The sequence below is a fragment of the Halostella pelagica genome, assembly GCF_004762015.1.
GTDB lineage: Archaea > Halobacteriota > Halobacteria > Halobacteriales > Natronoarchaeaceae > Halostella > Halostella pelagica.
In genome coordinates, this window is the sequence record NZ_SJES01000012.1 from 1 (window position 1) to 19799 (window position 19799).

14 protein-coding genes are annotated in these 19799 nt (G+C 59.5%); 4 read left to right on the top strand and 10 right to left on the bottom strand.

Going from position 1 to position 19799, the window contains the following annotated elements:
* On the top strand, positions 1-2088 hold a 2088-nt coding region (locus tag EYW42_RS18845; protein ID WP_135536994.1), incomplete at its 5' end, for a heterodisulfide reductase-related iron-sulfur binding cluster.
* A 304-nt stretch (positions 2089-2392) separates the two neighbouring features.
* Complete coding sequence (locus EYW42_RS18850) at positions 2393-3976, top strand: aldehyde dehydrogenase family protein (RefSeq protein WP_135536995.1); 1584 nt, start codon at positions 2393-2395, stop codon at positions 3974-3976.
* A 261-nt stretch (positions 3977-4237) separates the two neighbouring features.
* Here EYW42_RS18850 and EYW42_RS18855 read toward each other — a convergent pair whose 3' ends face one another.
* Both EYW42_RS18855 and EYW42_RS18860 read right to left on the bottom strand, forming a co-directional pair.
* Positions 4238-5029 carry an SDR family oxidoreductase gene (locus EYW42_RS18855; protein WP_135536996.1) on the bottom strand — a complete coding sequence of 264 codons (792 nt, stop codon included), beginning with the start codon at positions 5027-5029 and terminating at the stop codon, positions 4238-4240.
* A 747-nt stretch (positions 5030-5776) separates the two neighbouring features.
* Positions 5777-6808: a proline racemase family protein gene (locus EYW42_RS18860; RefSeq protein ID WP_135536997.1), complete on the bottom strand. Its 1032-nt coding sequence runs from the start codon at positions 6806-6808 to the stop codon at positions 5777-5779.
* A 415-nt stretch (positions 6809-7223) separates the two neighbouring features.
* Between EYW42_RS18860 and EYW42_RS18865 the strand changes: the two genes are divergently transcribed.
* Positions 7224-8672, top strand: a complete 1449-nt coding sequence (locus EYW42_RS18865; protein WP_237561378.1) for a sodium/proline symporter — start codon at positions 7224-7226, stop codon at positions 8670-8672.
* Between the two features lie 233 nt (positions 8673-8905).
* Here EYW42_RS18865 and EYW42_RS18870 read toward each other — a convergent pair whose 3' ends face one another.
* The 4 genes from EYW42_RS18870 to EYW42_RS18885 form a co-directional block, all read right to left on the bottom strand.
* Positions 8906-9877 (bottom strand): ornithine cyclodeaminase family protein, encoded by a 972-nt coding sequence (locus EYW42_RS18870; protein ID WP_135536999.1) that lies wholly within the window; start codon positions 9875-9877, stop codon positions 8906-8908.
* Between the two features lie 828 nt (positions 9878-10705).
* A complete protein-coding gene (locus tag EYW42_RS18875) occupies positions 10706-11092 on the bottom strand; it encodes an ArsR/SmtB family transcription factor (RefSeq protein WP_135537000.1) in 387 nt (128 codons plus the stop codon).
* A 323-nt stretch (positions 11093-11415) separates the two neighbouring features.
* A complete protein-coding gene (locus tag EYW42_RS18880) occupies positions 11416-12756 on the bottom strand; it encodes an RNase J family beta-CASP ribonuclease (RefSeq protein ID WP_135537001.1) in 1341 nt (446 codons plus the stop codon).
* A gap of 521 nt (positions 12757-13277) precedes the next feature.
* A complete protein-coding gene (locus EYW42_RS18885) occupies positions 13278-13607 on the bottom strand; it encodes a YbjQ family protein (RefSeq protein WP_135537002.1) in 330 nt (109 codons plus the stop codon).
* A gap of 346 nt (positions 13608-13953) precedes the next feature.
* Between EYW42_RS18885 and EYW42_RS18890 the strand changes: the two genes are divergently transcribed.
* Positions 13954-14232: a hypothetical protein gene (locus EYW42_RS18890; RefSeq protein ID WP_135537003.1), complete on the top strand. Its 279-nt coding sequence runs from the start codon at positions 13954-13956 to the stop codon at positions 14230-14232.
* Positions 14233-14267: 35 nt separating this feature from the next.
* Here the strand turns inward: EYW42_RS18890 and EYW42_RS18895 are convergent, their stop codons facing one another.
* The 4 genes from EYW42_RS18895 to EYW42_RS18910 form a co-directional block, all read right to left on the bottom strand.
* Positions 14268-14507: a DUF2061 domain-containing protein gene (locus tag EYW42_RS18895; protein WP_135537004.1), complete on the bottom strand. Its 240-nt coding sequence runs from the start codon at positions 14505-14507 to the stop codon at positions 14268-14270.
* 352 nt (positions 14508-14859) lie between these two features.
* Entirely contained in the window at positions 14860-17487 is a 2628-nt protein-coding gene (locus EYW42_RS18900) for a heavy metal translocating P-type ATPase (protein WP_135537005.1), read from the bottom strand.
* Positions 17488-17574: 87 nt separating this feature from the next.
* The gene (locus EYW42_RS18905) at positions 17575-18165 is read right to left on the bottom strand and encodes an AsnC family transcriptional regulator (RefSeq protein ID WP_135537006.1); all 591 of its coding nucleotides are present in this window, start codon (positions 18163-18165) and stop codon (positions 17575-17577) included.
* A 747-nt stretch (positions 18166-18912) separates the two neighbouring features.
* Complete coding sequence (locus tag EYW42_RS18910; protein ID WP_135537007.1) at positions 18913-19755, bottom strand: hypothetical protein; 843 nt, start codon at positions 19753-19755, stop codon at positions 18913-18915.
* Positions 19756-19799 lie beyond the last annotated feature (44 nt).

Sequence of the window (19799 nt, forward strand, 5' to 3'; positions counted from 1 at the left end):
GCCCAGGCGGAGGGCGCGGTCACGCGCGAGACGTTCTGGACGATCAGCGAGGTCGGAGAGGTCCTGTTTTACTACCTCGCGGCGGTCGCGATTCTGGTGTTCCTGTACGGGGTGTACGAGCGGTTCGCCCGCTACGCCCGCGGCACCGACGACTGGTTCGACCGCTTGAACGACCTGCCCGGGCGCGTTGTCTCCGCGACAAAGATCGTCTTCTCCAATCAGAAGCAGTTCGACCGCGACCGCTACGCCGGGCTGATGCACGCGTTCATCTTCTGGGGGTTCCTGACGCTTTTGATCGGCACGACCATCCTCGGCATCGACATGGACCTCGCCCGAAAGCTCGGCGACTCGTTCTGGACTGGCGACTTCTATCTGGCGTACTCGCTGACGATGGACGCGATGGGCCTGCTGTTCGTCGTCGGTATCGGCATGGCACTGTACCGGCGCTACTGGGTCCGCAACGAGCGTCTCTGGGGCAAACACACCAGTGCTGAAGACGACCTTTTCATCTGGTCGCTGTTCCTGCTCGGCGTCGGCGGCTACGTCGCCGAGGGGATCCGGATCGTCGGCACCGGCTTCCCCGAGTTCGAAACCGTCAGCTTCGTCGGCTGGTTCCTCGCCGACGTGTTCGTTATCGCCGGCATGACCGAGTCGCTGGCCGTCGACCTCTACTGGTGGGCGTGGTGGTCCCACGCCGTCCTCGCGCTGGCGTTCGTCGCATCGGTCCCGTACGCGAAACCGTTCCACATGATCTCCTCGTACGCAAACGTCGTCACGCGCGACGAGAAAGCGGGCAAACGCCTGCCCGGCGTCCCCGAGGACGCCAGTCCCGACGAGATCGGTTACAGCGACGTCAAGGACTTCTCCTGGAAGGACGTCCTCGACCAGGACGCCTGCACGAAATGCGGCCGGTGTTCGTCGGCTTGCCCGGCGAAAGCATCGGGCCGGCCGCTCGACCCGCGCGACGTGATCCTTGACCTGAAGTCCTACCGCGAGTCGGTCGAGGCCGGCGAGACCGAGGAGAAGGCGATCATCGCGGACGGCGGGGCGAGCGTCATCGACAGTTCGACGATGGAGTCCTGTATGGCGTGTATGGCGTGTATGGACGCCTGTCCGGTCGAGATAGAGCATCTCAAACAGTTCACGGGGATGAACCGGCGGTTGACCGAGTCGGGGCAGATGGACGAGAACGTCCAGGAGGCGATGATGAACGTGTTCCAGAACGGCAACACGTTCGGGGACCCCGACCGCAAGCGCCCGGACTGGGCCGAGGAGTTGGACTTCGAGGTGCCGGACGCCCGCGAGGAGGCAGTCGAATACGTCTGGTACGTGGGCGATTATCCAAGCTACGACGAGCGCAACAAGCGGATAGCGCGGGCGCTGGCGACCGTATTCGAGCACGCGGGCGTCGACTACGGGATCCTCTACGAGGACGAACAGACGGCGGGTAACGACGTGCGCCGTGTGGGCGAGGAGGGGCTGTACGAGATGCTCGTGGAGGACAACGCGGCGGCGATCCAGGACTGCGAGTTCGAGAAGATAGTGACGACGGACCCGCACGCGTTCAACACGTTCATGAACGAATATCCGGAGTTCGACGCCTGCGAGTGGGAGGCCGAGGACGTGTTCCACTACACGCAGGTGGTCGACGACCTGGCGAGTCGGGGCGCGCTGTCCCTGGACGGGACGGACCTGGACTACACGGTTACGTATCACGACCCGTGTCATCTGGGGCGGTACAACGACGTGTTCGAAGCGCCGCGAGATCTCGTTCAAGCGACGGGGGCTGATCTCTACGAGATGCCGCGGAACCGCTCGGACTCGTTCTGTTGTGGCGGCGGCGGTGGCGGGTTGTGGATGGACTTCGACGAGGAGCCAAAGCCGAGCGAGGAACGACTGCGGGAGGCTTTGGAAGACACGGAGGCGGGCGGCGCGGTCGAGAAGTTCGTCGTGGCCTGCCCGATGTGTGCGACGATGTACGAGGACGGGCGCAAGACCGGTGGGTTCGAGGACGAGATAGAGGTGGTCGGGCTCACCGAACTGGTCGCGGAGGCGCTCGGCCAGTCGGCGCGCGTCGCCGCGTTGTAGACAGCGGCGATATCCGAGACGTTAGCCTGCTCTGACCCGTAACCGAACGACAAGACCTACCGACTGACTGGAACTAAACGTAGATACGTCACGCATACGCGACTGTCGACGTCGAGTGTCGTCGGAAAGCTATCGTAGCGCTCGCAAGTAATCACAGACCAGATCCCCGGACTACGTGCGATCTAAGTCTGTAGACAGTTGCAAATGCCTCTATAGGCCGATGATCAGTGAGTCGCTAGCTTCCCGTGGCTCTGGACAGACACAGACCAAAACATATAAGTCCTAGTAGACATCCCTTTCACCCGTGCAACCTGTAGAATACGATGACGAGCTGACGTACCATACACATAAGCAAAATGGCACAGAAGAGGACTTCCACGACACCTACGAGGAAGCGGTAGAGTCCGTCAAGACTGAATTCGGCGAGTTCCATCCGCTCTGGATCGACGGGGACAGCGTCGAGACCGAGGACCGATTCAGCGTTACGAACCCCGGGAACCTCGATACGGAGATCGGCGAGTTCGCCGCAGGCGGCGAAGCGGAAGTCAACACTGCTGTCAGTGCAGCCAAGGACGCGTCCACCGAATGGGAGCAGATGGACGTGGCATCGCGCGTCGAGATCTTCCAGAACGCCGCCGAGATCATGCGGGAGCGGAAGTACGAACTCGCGGCGACTCTCTCCCTCGAAAACGGGAAGAACCGGACTGAGGCGATGGCCGACGTCGACGAGTCTATCGACTTCCTGGAGTTCTACAGCCGCGAGTTCGAACGGTCGGACGGGTACGAGTTCGACACCGGTGAGCCGACGCCGGGACAGCACACCACGAACCTGCTGCGGCCGTACGGCGTTTTCGCGGTTATTTCGCCGTTTAACTTCCCGATGGCGCTGCTCGTGGGGATGACAACGGGCGCACTGGTCACGGGCAACACCGTCGTCGCAAAGCCCGCCTCCACGACGCCGCTGACCGCACAAAAGTACACGAGTATCCTCTCCGAAGCGGGCATTCCGGATGGCGTGTTTAACCTGGTCATGGGTGGCGGTCGATCGGTCGGTCAGCCCCTCATCGAACACGAGGACGTTTCCGGCGTCGCATTCACTGGCTCCCGAGACGTGGGGTACAACATCCAGAAGACGTTCTTCGAGCAGGGCAAGCGGGGTCCGGTTATCGCCGAACTCGGCGGAAAGAACCCGGTGATCGTGAGCGACGAGGCTGACCTCGACGACGCGGTCGAAGGCGTCATGAAAGGCGCGTTCACGTTCAGTGGCCAGAAGTGTTCTGCGACATCCCGCGTGTACGTTCACGACGATGTCATCGACGAGTTCACGGACCAACTGGTCGCAGAGACCGAACAGTTGGGTATCGGTCCCGCAGAAGATCGCGATACCGTCATCTCTCCGCTGATCGACGATAGCGCCCTCGAACACTACCAGTCGATCACCGAGCAGGCCCGGGCTGACGGGACAGTTCGAACGGGCGGCTCCGCGATCGATGAGGGCGACCTCGCCGACGGGCGGTTCGTCGAACCGACCGTCGTCACGGATATCCCCCACGAACACGAACTCGCACGCGAGGAACACTTCGTTCCGTTCGTGACGATCCACCCGATATCGGACCTGGACGAAGGGATCGAAAAATCGAACGACAGCGAATACGGCCTCTGTGCGGGCCTCTTCTCGGAGGACGAGGCGGAGATCGACCAGTGGTTTGATGAGGTCGAATCCGGAATGTGTTACGTGAACAGATCGCAGAGCGCAACCACGGGCGCGCTGGTGCAGGCACAGCCGTTCGGCGGCTGGAAGTTCTCCGGTACGACGGGGAAGTTTGCCGGTGGGTACTGGTATCTCCAGCAGTTCATGCGCGAGCAGAGCCGAACGCGCGTCGAATAACCCGACTCGTCCCGTTTCCGCGAACTGTTTTCGTCACACGTTCGAACGACGACTCTCTCGACGCCCGACCAGCGGTCTGTTTCACAGCGGGCCTGAGCTAACACCTCGTCACGACCGGCTCAACGAACGAGGGCGCGCGGTTTCGACCGTCATTCTGCGTTCTGGCCGTAGGGTTGTAACTGAGTGGTACGCGTCGACGGCCTATCGAAAAATAGGGGTTCTCCGTGGGCGGGGTCCGATTTCGGTCGTGGCCCGAGAAGCCTACAGGTTGGATTTGCCGTTACCGCCGTCGATCGGTATTGCGACTCCGTTGATGTAGCTGGAGTGGTCTGAGGACAGGAACGCGACGGTGTCACCGAGCTCTCGCGGTTCTCCTATCCGGCCGAGCGGGATCCCGTCACCGCGGGCCTCTAGTCCATCCTCGTAGGAGTCGTACTCGCCGCGTTCGACGCCCTGGTTGATGAGGTCCTCGATCCGGCTGGTCTCGTGCGGACCGGGAAGGACGGCGTTCACGCGGACCTCCGGTGCCAGTTCCTTCGACAGCGTCTTTTCGAGTCCGATCACACTCATCCGAACTGAGTTCGATAGGACCAGCGAATCGATAGCCTCCTTGACGCTTCGTGACGTGATGTTGACGACCGTTCCGCCGTCTCCAGCCTGCAAATGCTCGGCAGACTCGCGGACTAACCGAACGACGCTCATCACGAGAAGGTCGAACGCCTGATACCAGTCGTCGTCTTCCATCTCCATGAACGGACCGCTCGGCGGGCCACCCGCCGACGTGACGAGGTGGTCGATCGTTCCGAACTCGTCGACAGTCTGGCTGACCAGGGATTCGATGTCGGCTTTGTCGGTGAGATCTGCTGTTACCCCGATCACCTTTCCGGATCCGAGTTCGTCGACGCTTTCGACGGCCTCGTTTAGCTGTTCGGGGTCCCGTCCGTTCATGACGACGTGTGCGTTACCTTCGGCGAGGGATTCGGCGGAAGCGCGGCCGAGTCCGCTACTCGATGCAGTCACGAGGGCTACCTGACCATCAAAATCCAGTGACATTGTACTGGATAGTGGACTTCCCATATTAATATATCTTTGGTCATCGGCGTTTTCGAGACTCACCGCTCCGAAAAGAGAGACAACGCACAGATCCGTGGACTGCAATTCAGAACTGTCCCGCGTCGTAACTGGCGATGAACACTGACTGGGGTGGGAAGCGGGTGTCGTCTCTCTCATACACTGTTCCTCTTTCGGGAACTTCGCCTGGACAGTCGGCCCCGAGACAGCCGGGGCTAACGGATGAACTCCCGGAATTTACGTCAATACCACTGTAAATTCTGGCAACGGCGCTCCGGCCCGATACACCGTCCGTTTTCCGAAAACGCGAAAACCGTGCGGAGAACCGCTGAGATGTGATTCTGCTCTGATACTCGACTGTTCGCACGCTACAAACGCGGAACCGAAACGCCACGGGGTTATTCCTCAGAGGGGAACAGAACGGACCGTGATTCGGTCAATTTGACGGCGAATTCAACACTGTTACCGCGGCACGGATGCGGACGTGAGTGCCCGATTGAACTGTGCTCTTCCCGTGACAACGACTGGGATACATTTGTTTACAGAGCGTACTTCGGCGTCGGTGCCCGAGACTGCTCTCCGACCTGTCTACCCGATTTCGCATCGCTGTCACCGGGTGCTTCGGGTTCTCCGATACCCCAGGTGGGCTTCGCGGTGGTGATCTGTTCCATACTTTGCCGCCGAGATGTATTCCGGTATGCGGAACGACCCGTTTCGGACCGTACCGAATCACCTGAGGAAGAACCCGTTCTGAAACGGGTCGGCCGGATCGAGGACGAACTGGCTCTGTCCGGTGAGGTAGGCGTTTCCGGTGATATTGGGCAGAACCGCATCGTACCCTCCGTACGACTCGGTTTCCTCGTACGTCCCCGTGAATTCAGAGCCGACGATGCTTTCGACGACCAGTTCCTCGGTCGGGGCGAGGCGACCGCGGTGAGACTGCAGTGCCACGCGACCGCTCACACCGGTGCCGGTCGGACACCGGTCGACTTCCCCATCAGCGAAAATACACACGTTCCTCGTATCCGCACTGCTGTTCTCCGGTTCGCCGCGGATGATGGTTCCATAGAGGAAGCTGAGATCGTCTTCGAACGGGTGTTCGATGTTCCGGGACTCGCTCACCGCGGCTTTGATCGCGCGACCGGCATCGACAAGTTCCCCGACGGAGTCGGAGTCGAGGTCGACGCCGAGGTCAGCAGCGTCGCAGTAGGCGTAGAACGCACCGCCGAAAGCGAGGTCGTACTCGACGGACCCGAGTTCGGGAACCTCGACCGAGCAGTCCGTTTCGACGACGAACGAGGGGACGTTTTCGAAGGTAACCGTCCCCGCGTTGCCTCGCTCGTCGACTTGCACTCTGGCAGTGACGAGGCCGGCAGGCGTGTCCATCGCGACAGTCGTTACCGGTGTCTCGGCCTCGACGAACTCTGTTTCGACCGCTACCTTCGCCAATGCGATGACTCCGTGGCCACACATCGTGCTGTAGCCCTCGTTATGGAGGAACAGGACGCCGAAATCAGCGTCGTCCGTGACCGGCTCAGTCACCACTGCGCCGTACATATCCGCGTGACCGCGTGGCTCTAGAATTATCGCTTTGCGGAACTGGTCGAGGTTGTTCTCCATGTACCTGCGTTTTTCCAGCATCGTATCGCCCTCTACTGACGGTAGGCCGTCAGTCACGATGCGTAGCGGTTCGCCTCCCGTGTGTGCGTCTATCGTGGAGATAGTTGTCCACTGCTCTGGTGGTGACCAGTTCACGTCCATCGTCTGTCTCCCTTAGCCTACTCGCGGATGCCAAAAAGTGTACTGGTCGGTAAGTTCAGGCTTGGGACATCCACGTGACGGGAAGACAGCGGACCGCTCGCCAGAGCGTGTACGAGGCTTCGACAGCGAGTACGTCCGACTCGCTGATCCGCATTCACTGTGGGATCGGTTCTGTCTTCGAGCGAGTTCGCTGGGGGTCTACATCTGTCGCTGAGAGAGACGGGCACTCCACTGGCTCGCACTTCCGCAGTGGGTCCGAACGATCCACGTCCCCACCGGGAGCCGTATTTTTCAGCTCGCCTATCATTGAGTTTCACGATTAAATATAAATATAGGTAGGGTTTACAGATGAGTGAGGTACACAAACATGGTAAGCGCAGGCAGTAATACAGCCATAGGCTTAGTAGGCTATCTAGTGGTTGTGGCCGTGATCGGATACTGGGGTTCAAAGAAGATCAATACGGAAGCGGACTTCTTCATCGGGGGTGACCAACTGCCCGGATGGGCGTTGGCGCTCTCGGAACGAAGTTCCGACATGTCCGGGTGGCTCCTGTTAGGGATGCCCGGTCTCGCGTGGGCTGCTGGCTTGTCGTCAGTCTGGGCCATTGTCGGTGCCGCTGGCGGTGCAATCTTCCAGTGGGTCGTCTACTCCCGTCCGTTCATGGAAGGTAGAAAAGAAACCGGAGCGATCACCCCGATAGGGCTCCTCGCCGAAAAACTCCCGACGGAGTCACCCGTACTTCGCATCCTGCCCGGCATCGTCGCGTTCGTGTTCTACATGGGCTACGTCGGGTCCCAGTTCCTGGCCGGTGGAAAGATATTCGAGAGCGTCTTCGGCGTCAACGCGACGACCGGATTACTCGTCGTCGCAGTGCTGATCATCGCCTACGCGCTTGCGGGCGGCTTCCTGGCGGTCGTCTGGACTGACACGATGCAAGCGTTACTGATGGTTTTCACGCTCGTGGTCCTCCCGGGCATCTTGCTCGTTCAGGTTCTGATGGACCCGTCGATGTCGATCATGGGAAGCCTCGAAGCGTCCGGCGGCGGACGGTCTTCGTGGTTAGGCGGTGCATCAGGTGGAGCCGCGTTCGTCCTCATCGGGGCGAACCTCAGCTGGTTCCTGGCCTGTCTCGGCGGCTATCCGCACCTCACGCAGCGGTTAATGGCTGTCCGAAACGAACAGGAGCGCCGAACCGCGATCATCGTCTCGACGGTCTGGGGCGTTCTGACGGCCATCGGGACGGTTCTCCTCGGCCTCCTCGCCCGGACGATTCACGGCGCACCTGAAGCGATCCAGGCCGACCGCGAAATGGTCCTTCCGTACATGGTCCTGGAGCACACTCCGGGACTTCTCGGAGGTATTCTGCTTGCGGGCGCCCTCGCTGCGATGATGTCTACTGCAGACTCCCAGCTGGTCGTGGCGAGTTCGGCGGCAGCACACGACATCTACAACAAAGTGGTCAAGAAAGGCGAGGACTTCACGGAGAAAAAGCGGGTTCGGATCTCCCGCATCGGTACGCTGGCTGTCGGTGCGGTCGGTCTCGCTATCGCCGGTTTAGCTCAGAGCCTCGTGTACACGCTGGTTAGCTATTCCGCGACCGGGCTGTTCTCCGCGTTCGGTCCGGCGTTCACGCTCTTGTTCTTCTGGGGTGACCGGTTCTCGAAGGCAGGGCTCATTGCGGCGTTCCTCGCTGGACCGATCGTCACTGTGCTGTGGGTGACGATGGGGTATACTGACATCGTGACGGTCCGTCTCGTCGCGCCGCCGGTCGGATTCGCCGCTGCGATCATCGCATCGCTGATCTGGCCTCGCGGCAAAGAAGTCACGGAGAAGCCAAAGCCCGGGGCTACACCGCAGGATTAGGCGAATTCGTCTTCAACGATTCTCACGCTCTCCGTGAGTGACCGCCGACGTTCGAGTGATCATCCCCGCCGACGTTCGAGTTACCTCCTCCCGGTGACGCTGCGAGCGATCCGTAGCTACGTGGGTGTGAAATACCGAACTGACGGACAACAGTCTCTATCAAGGGAAAGCGGCGATTCGAACACACACCGCGTCTACCGTGCGACACCGTAGAGTTCGTCGCCCGCACCGGATCAGGTCGGCTGTGTGGTTCCGACTCCTTTCTCGCGGGCCGCTTCGTACACCTCTGTCGCCGCGGCGGCGTCGAGTACGGCAGTCCCCACGCTCTCGACTACGAGTATCTCGTCTCTCGATTCACGTCCTGTCGTCCCTTCGAACAGCGCCGCTATCGGGATGAGGTCGTCCGCCGCCAGATCGGTTGCGGCGAGATCGCCGATCGTCGTCACCTCCTCGGGGACGTCCGCGAACACCCGGGACGCGCGGTCGAAGACGGCTGGTTCGAGCTCCTGCATCTCTGCGTCGTACGCCCCGACTGCGACGACCACTGTCCCCGGTGAGAGCGCCGCGGCCGGGAAGACCGGCTCGGAACTGGTCGTCGCCGTGACGACGACGGACGCGTCGCGAACGGCCGCTGCGGGCGTGTCGACGGCGTTCGCCGAGATCCCGTGTTCGCGGAGGTCCGCGACGCAGTCGTGTTTCGAGTCGCTTGGCGAATAGACGGAGACGGACTCGATGTCAGTTAACGCGGCGATCGCCCGGGTCTGCCAGCGCGCCTGTGCGCCAGCGCCGATGACGCCGAGCGTAATGGGTTCGTTCGCGAGTTCGCGGGCGGCCAGCCCGCCGATACAGCCGGTTCGAGCGTTCGTGATTCGGGTACCGTCCATGAATGCGGCCGGCTGGCCCGTTCGCGCGTCTGAGAGAACGATCTGTGCGTGGAGCATCGGCAGCGAGCGCTTCTTGTTTCCGTCGTGGAGGCTGACCAGTTTCGTCGCGAAGTACTCCTTCGCGTGAATGTACGCCGGCATGACTAATCCGGTGCCGAGTGGTTCACTGGAGTCGAGGTCAGCGCCGATCGGGTAGTGCGGTCGCTCCGGGCGTTCGACCTCTCCCGAATGCTGTTTTTCGAGGGCTCGTTCGACGATCGGGGCGAGCGTCTCGATGTCGATCAGTCGCTCGATCTCCGCGTCAGTGAGGAACAGAACCATGCGAGCACGTACGGGATCCGGGATGTTATGTGTTCCTGTCACGTTCCGGGAATACTCGGGAAATACGAAGACGGGATTCTGTGTTTCCTACGTGACTTCTAGCCGCAAACGCCCACCACGTCCACTCGTTTCACGATCCGATGTCGATATCGACGAGTGGGTGGTGACAGACGCAGATCGCGCCGAGGACATGTCGGCGACGTTCAACCGAACTGAGATGAAGGCGGTAGCTCTGGATTCGCACTGGTGATCGTCGACTGTTCAGCACCGTATCAGAGAGTTCGGGTGTCCGCGGATACCGATGCAAAAATTGCTCTGTGGGGCCTAGCTATGGGAGGCCTCGCTGTACCCTTGTACCACGTTCCAGCGGTTCGTTGGACTGTTCATGCAACGAGTTGCGACCCGTTACGTTGGGGTGTCCGTTTCTAGTGTTGATGTTGAAATCGTCTGGAACCATTCATAGCCGCAACCACGTTCGCCATTGCCCGGATCAGATTGCATTTCTACAATCATTAACACGAAACTGGCACAACTACTGTCGACATCGCCACGGTTTTCGCTCCGGCTCCATATCCGTCCGAGGACGCTTTGTGTGAGATATCTATATTGTAAAATCACCATTCGAACAAACCTGTTGGCATTATATAAATTTGATGTGGGAGCACACCGCTCTTGGGCGTGCGAGCGAGAGGATATACTTGGGATCGCCTCTTTGTCTCAGACACCGCTCGCTGGACTCGGTTCGGGGAGTAAAAGCTGCCGTAGCGTTCGTTCAGAGCGTTCGAAAGCCGACCTTCCGGATCGAGACAACTGTTTCTGGCTCGCCCGTTAATCGGTGTCGATAGCAGCGGCGAGTCCGAGAATGTCCTCTACAGCAGAGTCTGCTATCCGGTAGTAGTTCCATCTTCCCTTTTTTCGGCTTTTCACTAGCCCGGCCTCTCTCAGTTTCCGAACGTGCGTCGCAACCGTTGACTGCGGGGCGTCGACGATGATCATTAACTCGCAACCGCACAGTTCGCCGTGCCGGAGCGCTTCGAGCAGTTGGAGGCGATCTCTGTTCGCGAGTGCTCGAAACACGGTACGTTCACCTTCGAGAGTCTCGTCGTCAGACCGATAGCCTACTAATTCCGAGACCTGGTCGTCCGGGTTTTCGTCGTATAGGCGTTCGAGTGTTTCTCTCTCCACGTCTCCCGGGATGTCAGATTCCGAATCCATATTTCAATCTCTCGATTCTAAAATCGCTTAAGCCTGCCGGATTCAGATCATCTGAGATCAGTTTTTCAGTAGTACTCTCTGCCAGTAGACTCGGTAGATATATTGTCGAATAACAATATGGTAGCCCATTACGGTCCTACTGAGCGATAGTAACGAGATCGATGCCCTGTCTGTCAGGCCGTCCCTCTCCTGTTCAACACGGCGTCACGGGAACTTGACGGATCAACGTTTACCGGTGTCTAACTCGACGACTACGGTTCAGCAAGTGTATTCGGTACACGCGGGAAAACCCTGCTTCCTGCCAGTCGACCGGAACGGGACGCTCAGACCAACTGAATGGTGTTCCCGTTCTCGGTGACGTGTAGATCGCGTCCGAGTTTGTAGCCCTCGTTCCCCGCGAGGTCGACGTAGCCGGAAAAGCCGCCCATGTCCTGATGTGCCGGGATGACGTGCTGGGGTTGAAGCGCGTCGAGCATCTCGTAGTGGCCCTCCTGTCGAAGGTGGCCGGAGACGTGAACGTCGTCGTAGATACGCGCGCCCTGCATGCGAAGGAGACGCTCGGACTGGTACCGTTGGCCCTCGTTCGTCGGTTCGGGAATAACTCTTGCCGAGAAGATGACCTTGTCACCGTTGTCGATCTGGTACGGTGTCTCGCCGCGTCCCATACGGGTGAGCATCGCTCGCGGTTCGCCCTGATGGCCTGTCACGACGGGGAGGAAGTTCTCTTTCCCTTCGTTCATGACTCGTTTGAACGCCCGGTCAACTGACTTGCGGTGGCCGAACATCCCGACGTCGTCCGGGAACGGAACGCCGATCTTGTCGGCTGTTCCGGAGTACTGCTCCATCGAGCGTCCGAGTAGCACCGGTTCGCGGCCGATCTCCTTGGCGAACTCAATGATACTTTTCACGCGAGCGATGTGGCTGGAGAACGTGGTTGCGACGATACCGCCATCGAAGTCTTCGAGGCTTCGCATCACGTCTCGAAGCTGACTTCTGGCGACGGCCTCGCTCGGCGTCCGGCCTTTCTTGTTGGCGTTGGTACAGTCCTCGATATAACAGAGGACGCCATCGCCCTCGCGGCCGATCTCTCGGAACCGCTTCATGTCGATGGGGTCGCCGACGACCGGCGTGTGGTCCATCCGCTTGTCGAGACCGTAGACGACAGCGCCCTCGGGCGTATGCAGAACCGGGTTGATCGCGTCGATGATCGAGTGAGTAACGTTGACAAATTCGAGTTCGTTCCGCTCACCGATAGACATCGTCTCGCCCGCTTCCATCTTCACGAGATCGTTGTCTACCTGGAACTTGCTCTCGTCCTGGATCTCCTCTTTGACGAGTTCGATCGTAAACGGGGACGCGACGATCGGCGCGTCGTACCGATGCCCCAACTTCGTGATCGCACCGATGTGGTCGAGGTGACCGTGGGTCGGCACGATGGCTTTCACGTCGCCTTCGAGTTCGCTCATCACCCGGTCGTCAGGGATAGCGCCCATGTCAATCAGGTCGAGCGAGTGCATCTGCTCGGTTCGGATGTTGTCGTGAATCAGTACCTGCGAGAGATTGAGTCCCATGTCGAAGATGACGATGTCCTCGCCCGCACGAACGGCCGTCATCTGGCGACCGACCTCCTCGTAACCGCCGATAGTTGCGATTTCGATTTCCATACTGTAGGTCCGATCAGAACGGTCCCAGAATCCGATGTAGAATCCGCCTGGTGAAGGAGAGCAGGTCGGGAGAACCGTTTCGGCGGCGATCGATTGGATATCGAGCCGTTCGGTTAGATCAAATTCGGCGACCTGCCCGGGGACAGCACGTCTTTCGGTTATCCGCCTCTTTGTATTCGCTATATAAATACCCGACGGAGTGTCGTTGGCGTTCGTACATTCCAACCATTTCCGACTGATTATAACTATGTTTTGTCGTCGTATGATCGCTGTAGAACCGTATCTGTTCCCCCTCGACCGAGGCGTATCGGGTCCGTACTCTTCGGTACGAACGCCTTGCACCCACAGACATCCGGCTGGCCGAAGTGCGCCTAATACTCTCTGACAGTCACCAAGGGAAGTAATTATCAGTGGTCTCGTGGCCGACAGTCCGGAGAACACTGCGTCTGGGTGTCACTACATCTATATGTAGGTGTGGGCGTCTTTCCGGATGGTTGATTCCGGACGTGCGGCCGGTGACTCTACCGATCGCGAGTCCTGACAGCGGTGCCTGAGAGGTTGACCCACAGCATCCCTTCCGCCATTTCCTCGTAATCGAACGTGGCCCCGACAACTGCGTCCGCGCCGAGGTCTTCCGCCTCGGCCCGAATGTCATTTATCGCTTCTGTGCGTCCCTTCTCGATTTTCTTTTCGTACGAACCGCTCCGTCCCCCCACGACATCTCGGATCCCGGCGGCGATGTCACTGACGACGTTCGCACCGATGACCGCTTCCCCCGAGACCACGCCGAGATACTCTGTGACCTCCTGACCGTCGAGACCGTCCGTCGTTGTGATGGTAAGGTCTTCCATACGGGCTCTCATAAGCGGTGCAAGAATATAAGTTTAGACCTGTATATATAAAATCTATCCGGCAAGAAAACCACTGGAGAACTCTCCGCCGCTCGCCTCGTCTTTCCGTTCTCGTCGGAGGTCCACGCCATTCGACTCACTATCGAGTCGAGCCGTTACCACTACTCTCGTGCTACGAGGGCCGATACGACGTTCCCCCTGGTGTGAGTGCAGACCCACTCAGTTGCCACGTCCTCGCCTCTGGGTCTGAAGCGACTGGGATCCGATGCGTCACGACGAAGTCAGTTCCATATGGCGGGGACGACTGATCGAAACGTACAGACCGAACCCACTCATTGGTGAACGCATGTCACGCACTGTTTCGGAGTTACGGAACGAGATCCGTCAGGCCGTGGGGAGATACGAACGCGCCGAATCGACCGCCTTCACGAAGGAAGCCCTCGCCGCGATCTGTGACGACACGGGGTACGAGATCGATACGGATCGCCTCCCACCTAAATCCCGGATGCGAGCAGGGATCCTCGCGGCAATCGATGCCGTAGATGAAACCGACCCGGACGGCGTCGAGCGTCCCTTCCGCAAGGCAGAACTCCGATCGATCGCGGAGGCAGTCCAAACAGAATAACCGCCGCTTCGAACGTCAGCACCGTCGGTTGCGGGTCAGTTCGTCGGCGAAAATCCCCAGGAGATCCGGTCCCAGAGGCGTTCGTACGTGTAGTATGTTCCCGTTTTGACGAGATTGGTAACTAATCCGATGTTGAGGGCGTCACTCACGTCTCCGACGACGACCCACGCGACGGAGATAGTGATTATGACCATGAGGATGCGGTAACAGAACGTTTTGGTGATCGCCCGTAACTGGCCTTGGTGGGGAGAGCGCGAAACGAACCTCCGGAGCATAGCGGAACTCTCGGTTGTCCCGACTAAAAAGTAACCCCTAACAACATCGTATTTGGAAATTTGTAACCCAAAATAGTTTCGCACGGAGTGAAAAGAGAGGACAGTCCGACTGACATTCGTTCCAGGTAGAATCCCTCGTCGACACCCGGTCCTGCGATGATACCCGCTCCGCTCGGAGATCACGCAGTCGGCACTGACCGTGTCCAGCCAGCGAATTAGTACTCTTGGTCTCTCACTCCAACCTAACGCAGTGAACCCGGAACTCTCAGTCCGTGAATCCGCGCTGACTGTCTCCGCGGACTATCGGGGAGCGGACGCGGTTTCGGTCCTGCGAACACGGAACGACCTCGGATTATCGGCGGATGATCCCGAGGAGTTCGTAATCGTGGTCGGGGGTGTACCGGCGGAACAGGAGACTGTTCGATAGCACGGAGACGCTGGAGAACGCCATCGCTACCGCGGCCAACACGGGCTGGAGCAGTCCGAGCGACGCCAGCGGAATGAGCGTCGTGTTGTAGCCGAGCGCCCACACGAGGTTCTGTTTGATCTTCTGAAGGGTGGCGTCGGAGATGCGAATCGCCTTCACGACGTCGTGCGGGTCGTCGCGCATCAGCGTCACGTCGGCGGCCTCTATCGCGACGTCCGTCCCGCTCCCGATAGCCGTCCCGACGTGCGCGACGGCGAGGGCAGGCGCGTCATTCACGCCGTCGCCGACCATCATCGCTTTTCGACCCTGTTTCTGGATGGCCTCGACCGCGTCGGACTTGTCCTCTGGAAGGACCCCGGCCCGAACGTTTTCCGGGTCGATACCGACTTGTTCGGCGACGGCGCGTGCGGTCCGCTTGTTGTCGCCCGTGATCATCATCACGTCTATCCCGCGTTCCTGAAGCGCGGCAACGGCCCGCTTCGCGCTCTCCTTGACGGTGTCGGCGTCGGCGACGACGCCCAGAAGTTCGCCCTCGCTCGTGTCGGCTGGCCGGCGTGCGACGAGCATCGCCGTCTTCCCCTCGTTTTCCAGCCGTTCCATCGTTTCCGCGGCCGGCGACGGGTCGACGCCGTTGTCCCGGAGCAGCTTTCGGTTCCCGACCAGGACCTCCGCGCCGCCGACCGTCGCACGCACGCCGTGACCGGGTACGTTTTCGAACCCGGTGGCTTCGGACACCTCCAGCCCGCGTTCTTCGGCTCCCTCGACGATCGCCCGGGCAAGCGGGTGTTCGCTGCCGCTTTCGGCCGCGGCAGCGAGGTGGAGTACGTCGTCTTCAGTGAGTCGGTCCCGGTCGACCAGTCGGCCGCCGTCGGCCGCTGGCGCACTGCTGTCGGGGCCTGACCGGTCGTTCGGGTCGAAGACGACCACGTCGGTCAGTTCCATCGCGCCTTCGGTGAGTGTTCCCGTCTTGTCGAACACGACCGTATCGACGTCTTTCGCGCGTTCGAGGACGTCGCCGCCTTTGAACAGGACGCCGTTTTGCGCCCCTATCGTCGTGCCGACCATCGTCGCTGCCGGCGTCGCCAGCCCCAGCGCACAGGGACAGGCGATGAGGACGGAGGACGCGAAGACGATGACGGCGAACTCGAAGACGGAGACGGTTCCACCGGCCGGCGCTGGCCCGCCCGCGACCTGGCCCCACAGCGGGAGCCAGTCGACGAAGCCCGCGAGTACGTCCGGGAAGAGGAACCAGACGACGCCCCAGAACAGGGCGTTCGCGATGACTGCGGGCACGAAGTACGCCGAGATGCGGTCGGCGAGGTTCTGGATATTCGGCTGACGGGACTGTGCCTCCTTGACGGTCTGGACGATCTGCTGGAGCGCCGTGTCCTCGCCGACCTTCGTCGCCTCGACGACCAGCAGTCCGTTCTCGTTTATCGTCGACCCGACGACCTCGTCGCCGTTGCTCTTTTCTACGGGGACGGACTCGCCGGTGACCATGGACTCGTCGACCGCTGACTGGCCGTCGACGACCACGCCGTCCGTGGGGATCTTTTCGCCGGGACGGACTTTCATCCGGTTGCCGACCTCGACGTCCTCTAGCGGTATTTCCCGTTCGTCCCCGTCCTCGCCGACGACAGTAGCCGTTTCGGCTTCCATCTCCAGTAGCCTCCGGAGCGCGTCGCTGGCCTGGCCTTTCGACCGAGCTTCGAGGTAGTTCCCGAGCGTGATGAATACCAGAATGAGCGCCGCGGTGTCGAAGTACATGCCTCCGGCGATGAGACCGAGTAGGACGACTACGCTGTAGATGTAGGCCGTCGAAGATCCGAGCGCGATGAGTACGTCCATGTTGGCCCGCTTGTTCTTGACGAGAGCGTTGTACGAGTTCCTGTAGAACTGCCAGCCCAGGACGGCCTGGACGGGCGTCGCGAGCAGGAACTCGACCCAGCCGAATTCGACGCCGAAGACCGTCTCCGGGAGCATCGCCCCGCCGAGAAGGTACTTCTCGACGATGAAAAACAGCAGCGGAACCGAGAGGATAGCTCCGAACAGTGTCAGCCGGAGCTGTGTCCGGATCTCTTCTTGCCGGGCGGCGTCGCGTCGCTCCTGGTCGGTCGTCTCGGCAGTGTCGTCGTCGCGGACTGGCGTGTAACCTGCGTCCTCGATGGCGTCGTAGAGCGTTTCCCGGGAAACGTCCGCGGGGTTGTACTCGACCTGCGCCTCGTCGGTCGCGTAGTTCCCCTCCGCGCTGATGACTCCGGCCACCGACTCCAGTGCGTCCGCGTTAGTCTCCGCGCAGTTCGCACACGTCATATCGGAGATGCCGATGGTGACCGTCGCTGTCTCGGCGTGATATCCGGCGTCCTCGATAGCGTCGTATATCTCGCCGAGCGATACGGCTCCGGGATCGTACTCGACGGTACCCTCATCGGTGGCGAAGTTGATGTTCGCCTCCGAGACGCCGTCAAGATTCTCCAGGGATTCAGTGATCGTCTGCGAGCAGTTCGCGCAGCTCATGCCCTGGATTTCGAGGTGTGCGGTTTGCGAACTCATTAGTTTGTTATAGAGCGTCGCTTCTTACCTCCTTTTCCCATAGAAATCCGAAGTGTAAATCGGGATATAATTTGGAACCCAAAGTGTTCACGCGCCCTCTTCGAGACGGTCATACCGTTCCTCGAACCGTCGTTGACAGGAAGCACAGCAGAAGTGATACGCCTGACCGTCTATATTGGCGGTTTCACCCTCGCTGTCGACCGTGTTCCCGCACTCCGCACAGGTGAGCGCGAACTCGGTCCCGTCGAGCGAGGGCTTCCACTCGACTTCGTCCATCAGCGTCACTGTGTAGTCCACGTCGTCGCTGCTTTCGAGTAGACCGCCGAGCCACTGGCGGACGTTCTGACTTTGCGCGCGACCGTAAAACCAGATCTCGCCGTCGGCGGTCACGAACACGTGTTCGACTGCTTCGGCGTCGCCGATCCGGACTTTCAGGTCGTCGACATCCCCGCTGGCGACTTCTACCTGAACGAATACCGGGACTCCGGCACGGAGTTGGGAGCGATCGACGTCGATCGTAAAGCGGTTGATAACACCCGCCTCTCGAAGACGAGACACGCGGTCCGAGACGGCCGGCCCCGAGAGCCCGATCTCGTCGGCGATATCGCTAAACGGTCGTCGTCCGTCCTCTCCGAGGAGCGTCAGAATCTCCATGTCGGTTTCGTCGAGGTCCCGCATAGCTCAACTTCGATATCCGGAGTCAATACGCTGTCGATGTACTTTGATATCTAAGGTAGATTCGGTGAAATACTTAGGATATGTAGTGGTATCTCGCTATCCCCGGTCTCTGGTCCGAGTGGATGCGTTCGATCCAGGGGTGGACTTGCAAACTCTCAGAGAATGACCTGCAAGCGCTGCGAACAGACCACCGAAAACGTCGCGGCCGTTACGCCGGCGACGGCGGACCAAGTGAAAGAGCCGGTAACTGTGGCGGGTGACGCTGAGTTAGGACACTACTGTGGCGGTCAATAGCTTGGCATTCGATACGATACCGGACCGGCAATTCCTGACATAATAATCAATATTCAATACTATCTGTGTAATTGGTAGAAACTAAGATACATCGATATATCTACTGTTTTTGACTTGAACGGGTTACAGCACCGACTGAGAGAACTCGTAACGCGTCTCGGCCGCCGAAACAGGGATCCGACTTCTCGATTACGATATCCTGCCTGATGCCTTCCAGTTTTTTGCCCCCGATACACCCTGAACGGCTTTTAACCGGATGAATCTCCGGGTCCTGTTCATGTAGTTCGCGTAGCAACGATGGGCCAAACTTCTGAACTCACCGAACACTCCCAAGAAATGATTAGATAGACTAATAGTAATTTAGCAACCATTACTTCACACCAGTCGGATATTTTAGTAATACGGATCGGTTATATCTGGTCGCGACTGCCGAGACAAACTACGCCGAGGGTATCACACATGGTTTGATGGTTCCGCAACCCCCTGCGAGTCCGTTTTTTCGATATAGAGGTCCCGATTGATGATCAGGTCGGCGATCGTATTGCTGTCGATGATCTCGGTCGCGGTCTCGTCAGAGTCCGCTCCTTCGGGAAACCGTATTACCTCGAACGAGTCCAGCGCGTTACGGTTCTCCGTGACCGGTTCGATCACCTCGATCAGTTCGTCACCGGCTTCGTTCCGGAACGTGTACCCGGTTTCGAACCCGACCACGGGAACGTCTACAGGCCAGTCCCACTGGAAGTTCCGAACGTACTGGTCGAACTGCCAAACCAACTGTTCGGCGTCTATCTCTTCGTCGACGGCGGTTTCGGTTAACTGTTCGAGAGTGCGGTCCCAGTAGTCGATGACGCACGCTTTCAGATCGCCCTGAAGCTCGTCTTCGACGAGTTTCTCCTCGATCGGATAGCCGATCTCGATCGCGATGATCGCGTGCTGATCGAGATGGTTGAGACACCGCTGGCACTCCATCTCGAAGATAGAGATATCGATTGGGTTTTCGAGAGTGAGGTGAGCGAGTTCGTTCCCGCAGTTCGGACACCACAGGAACAGGACGCCGTTGTCCGCACGATACATCTCGTTGAGGACCGTGAGATCGTCGAAGGCCTTCTCCTCGGGCGGTCGAGGTTCGTCTTCTGCCTTCTGGCGTTCGGTGTCGACGCTTTTCCCGGCGAACTTGGCCAGCTCTCGATCCTTCAACAACGATTTGATCACAGAATCGTGTGACGAGTGGGATTCCTCCTCGAGGATCCGCTCGATCTGTTTTTTCGTCCAGTCTCGGACTCTGATCGTTGCCATTGCATAAGATCTCTTTATGTTGCATAATAACTTTTCCCATACTT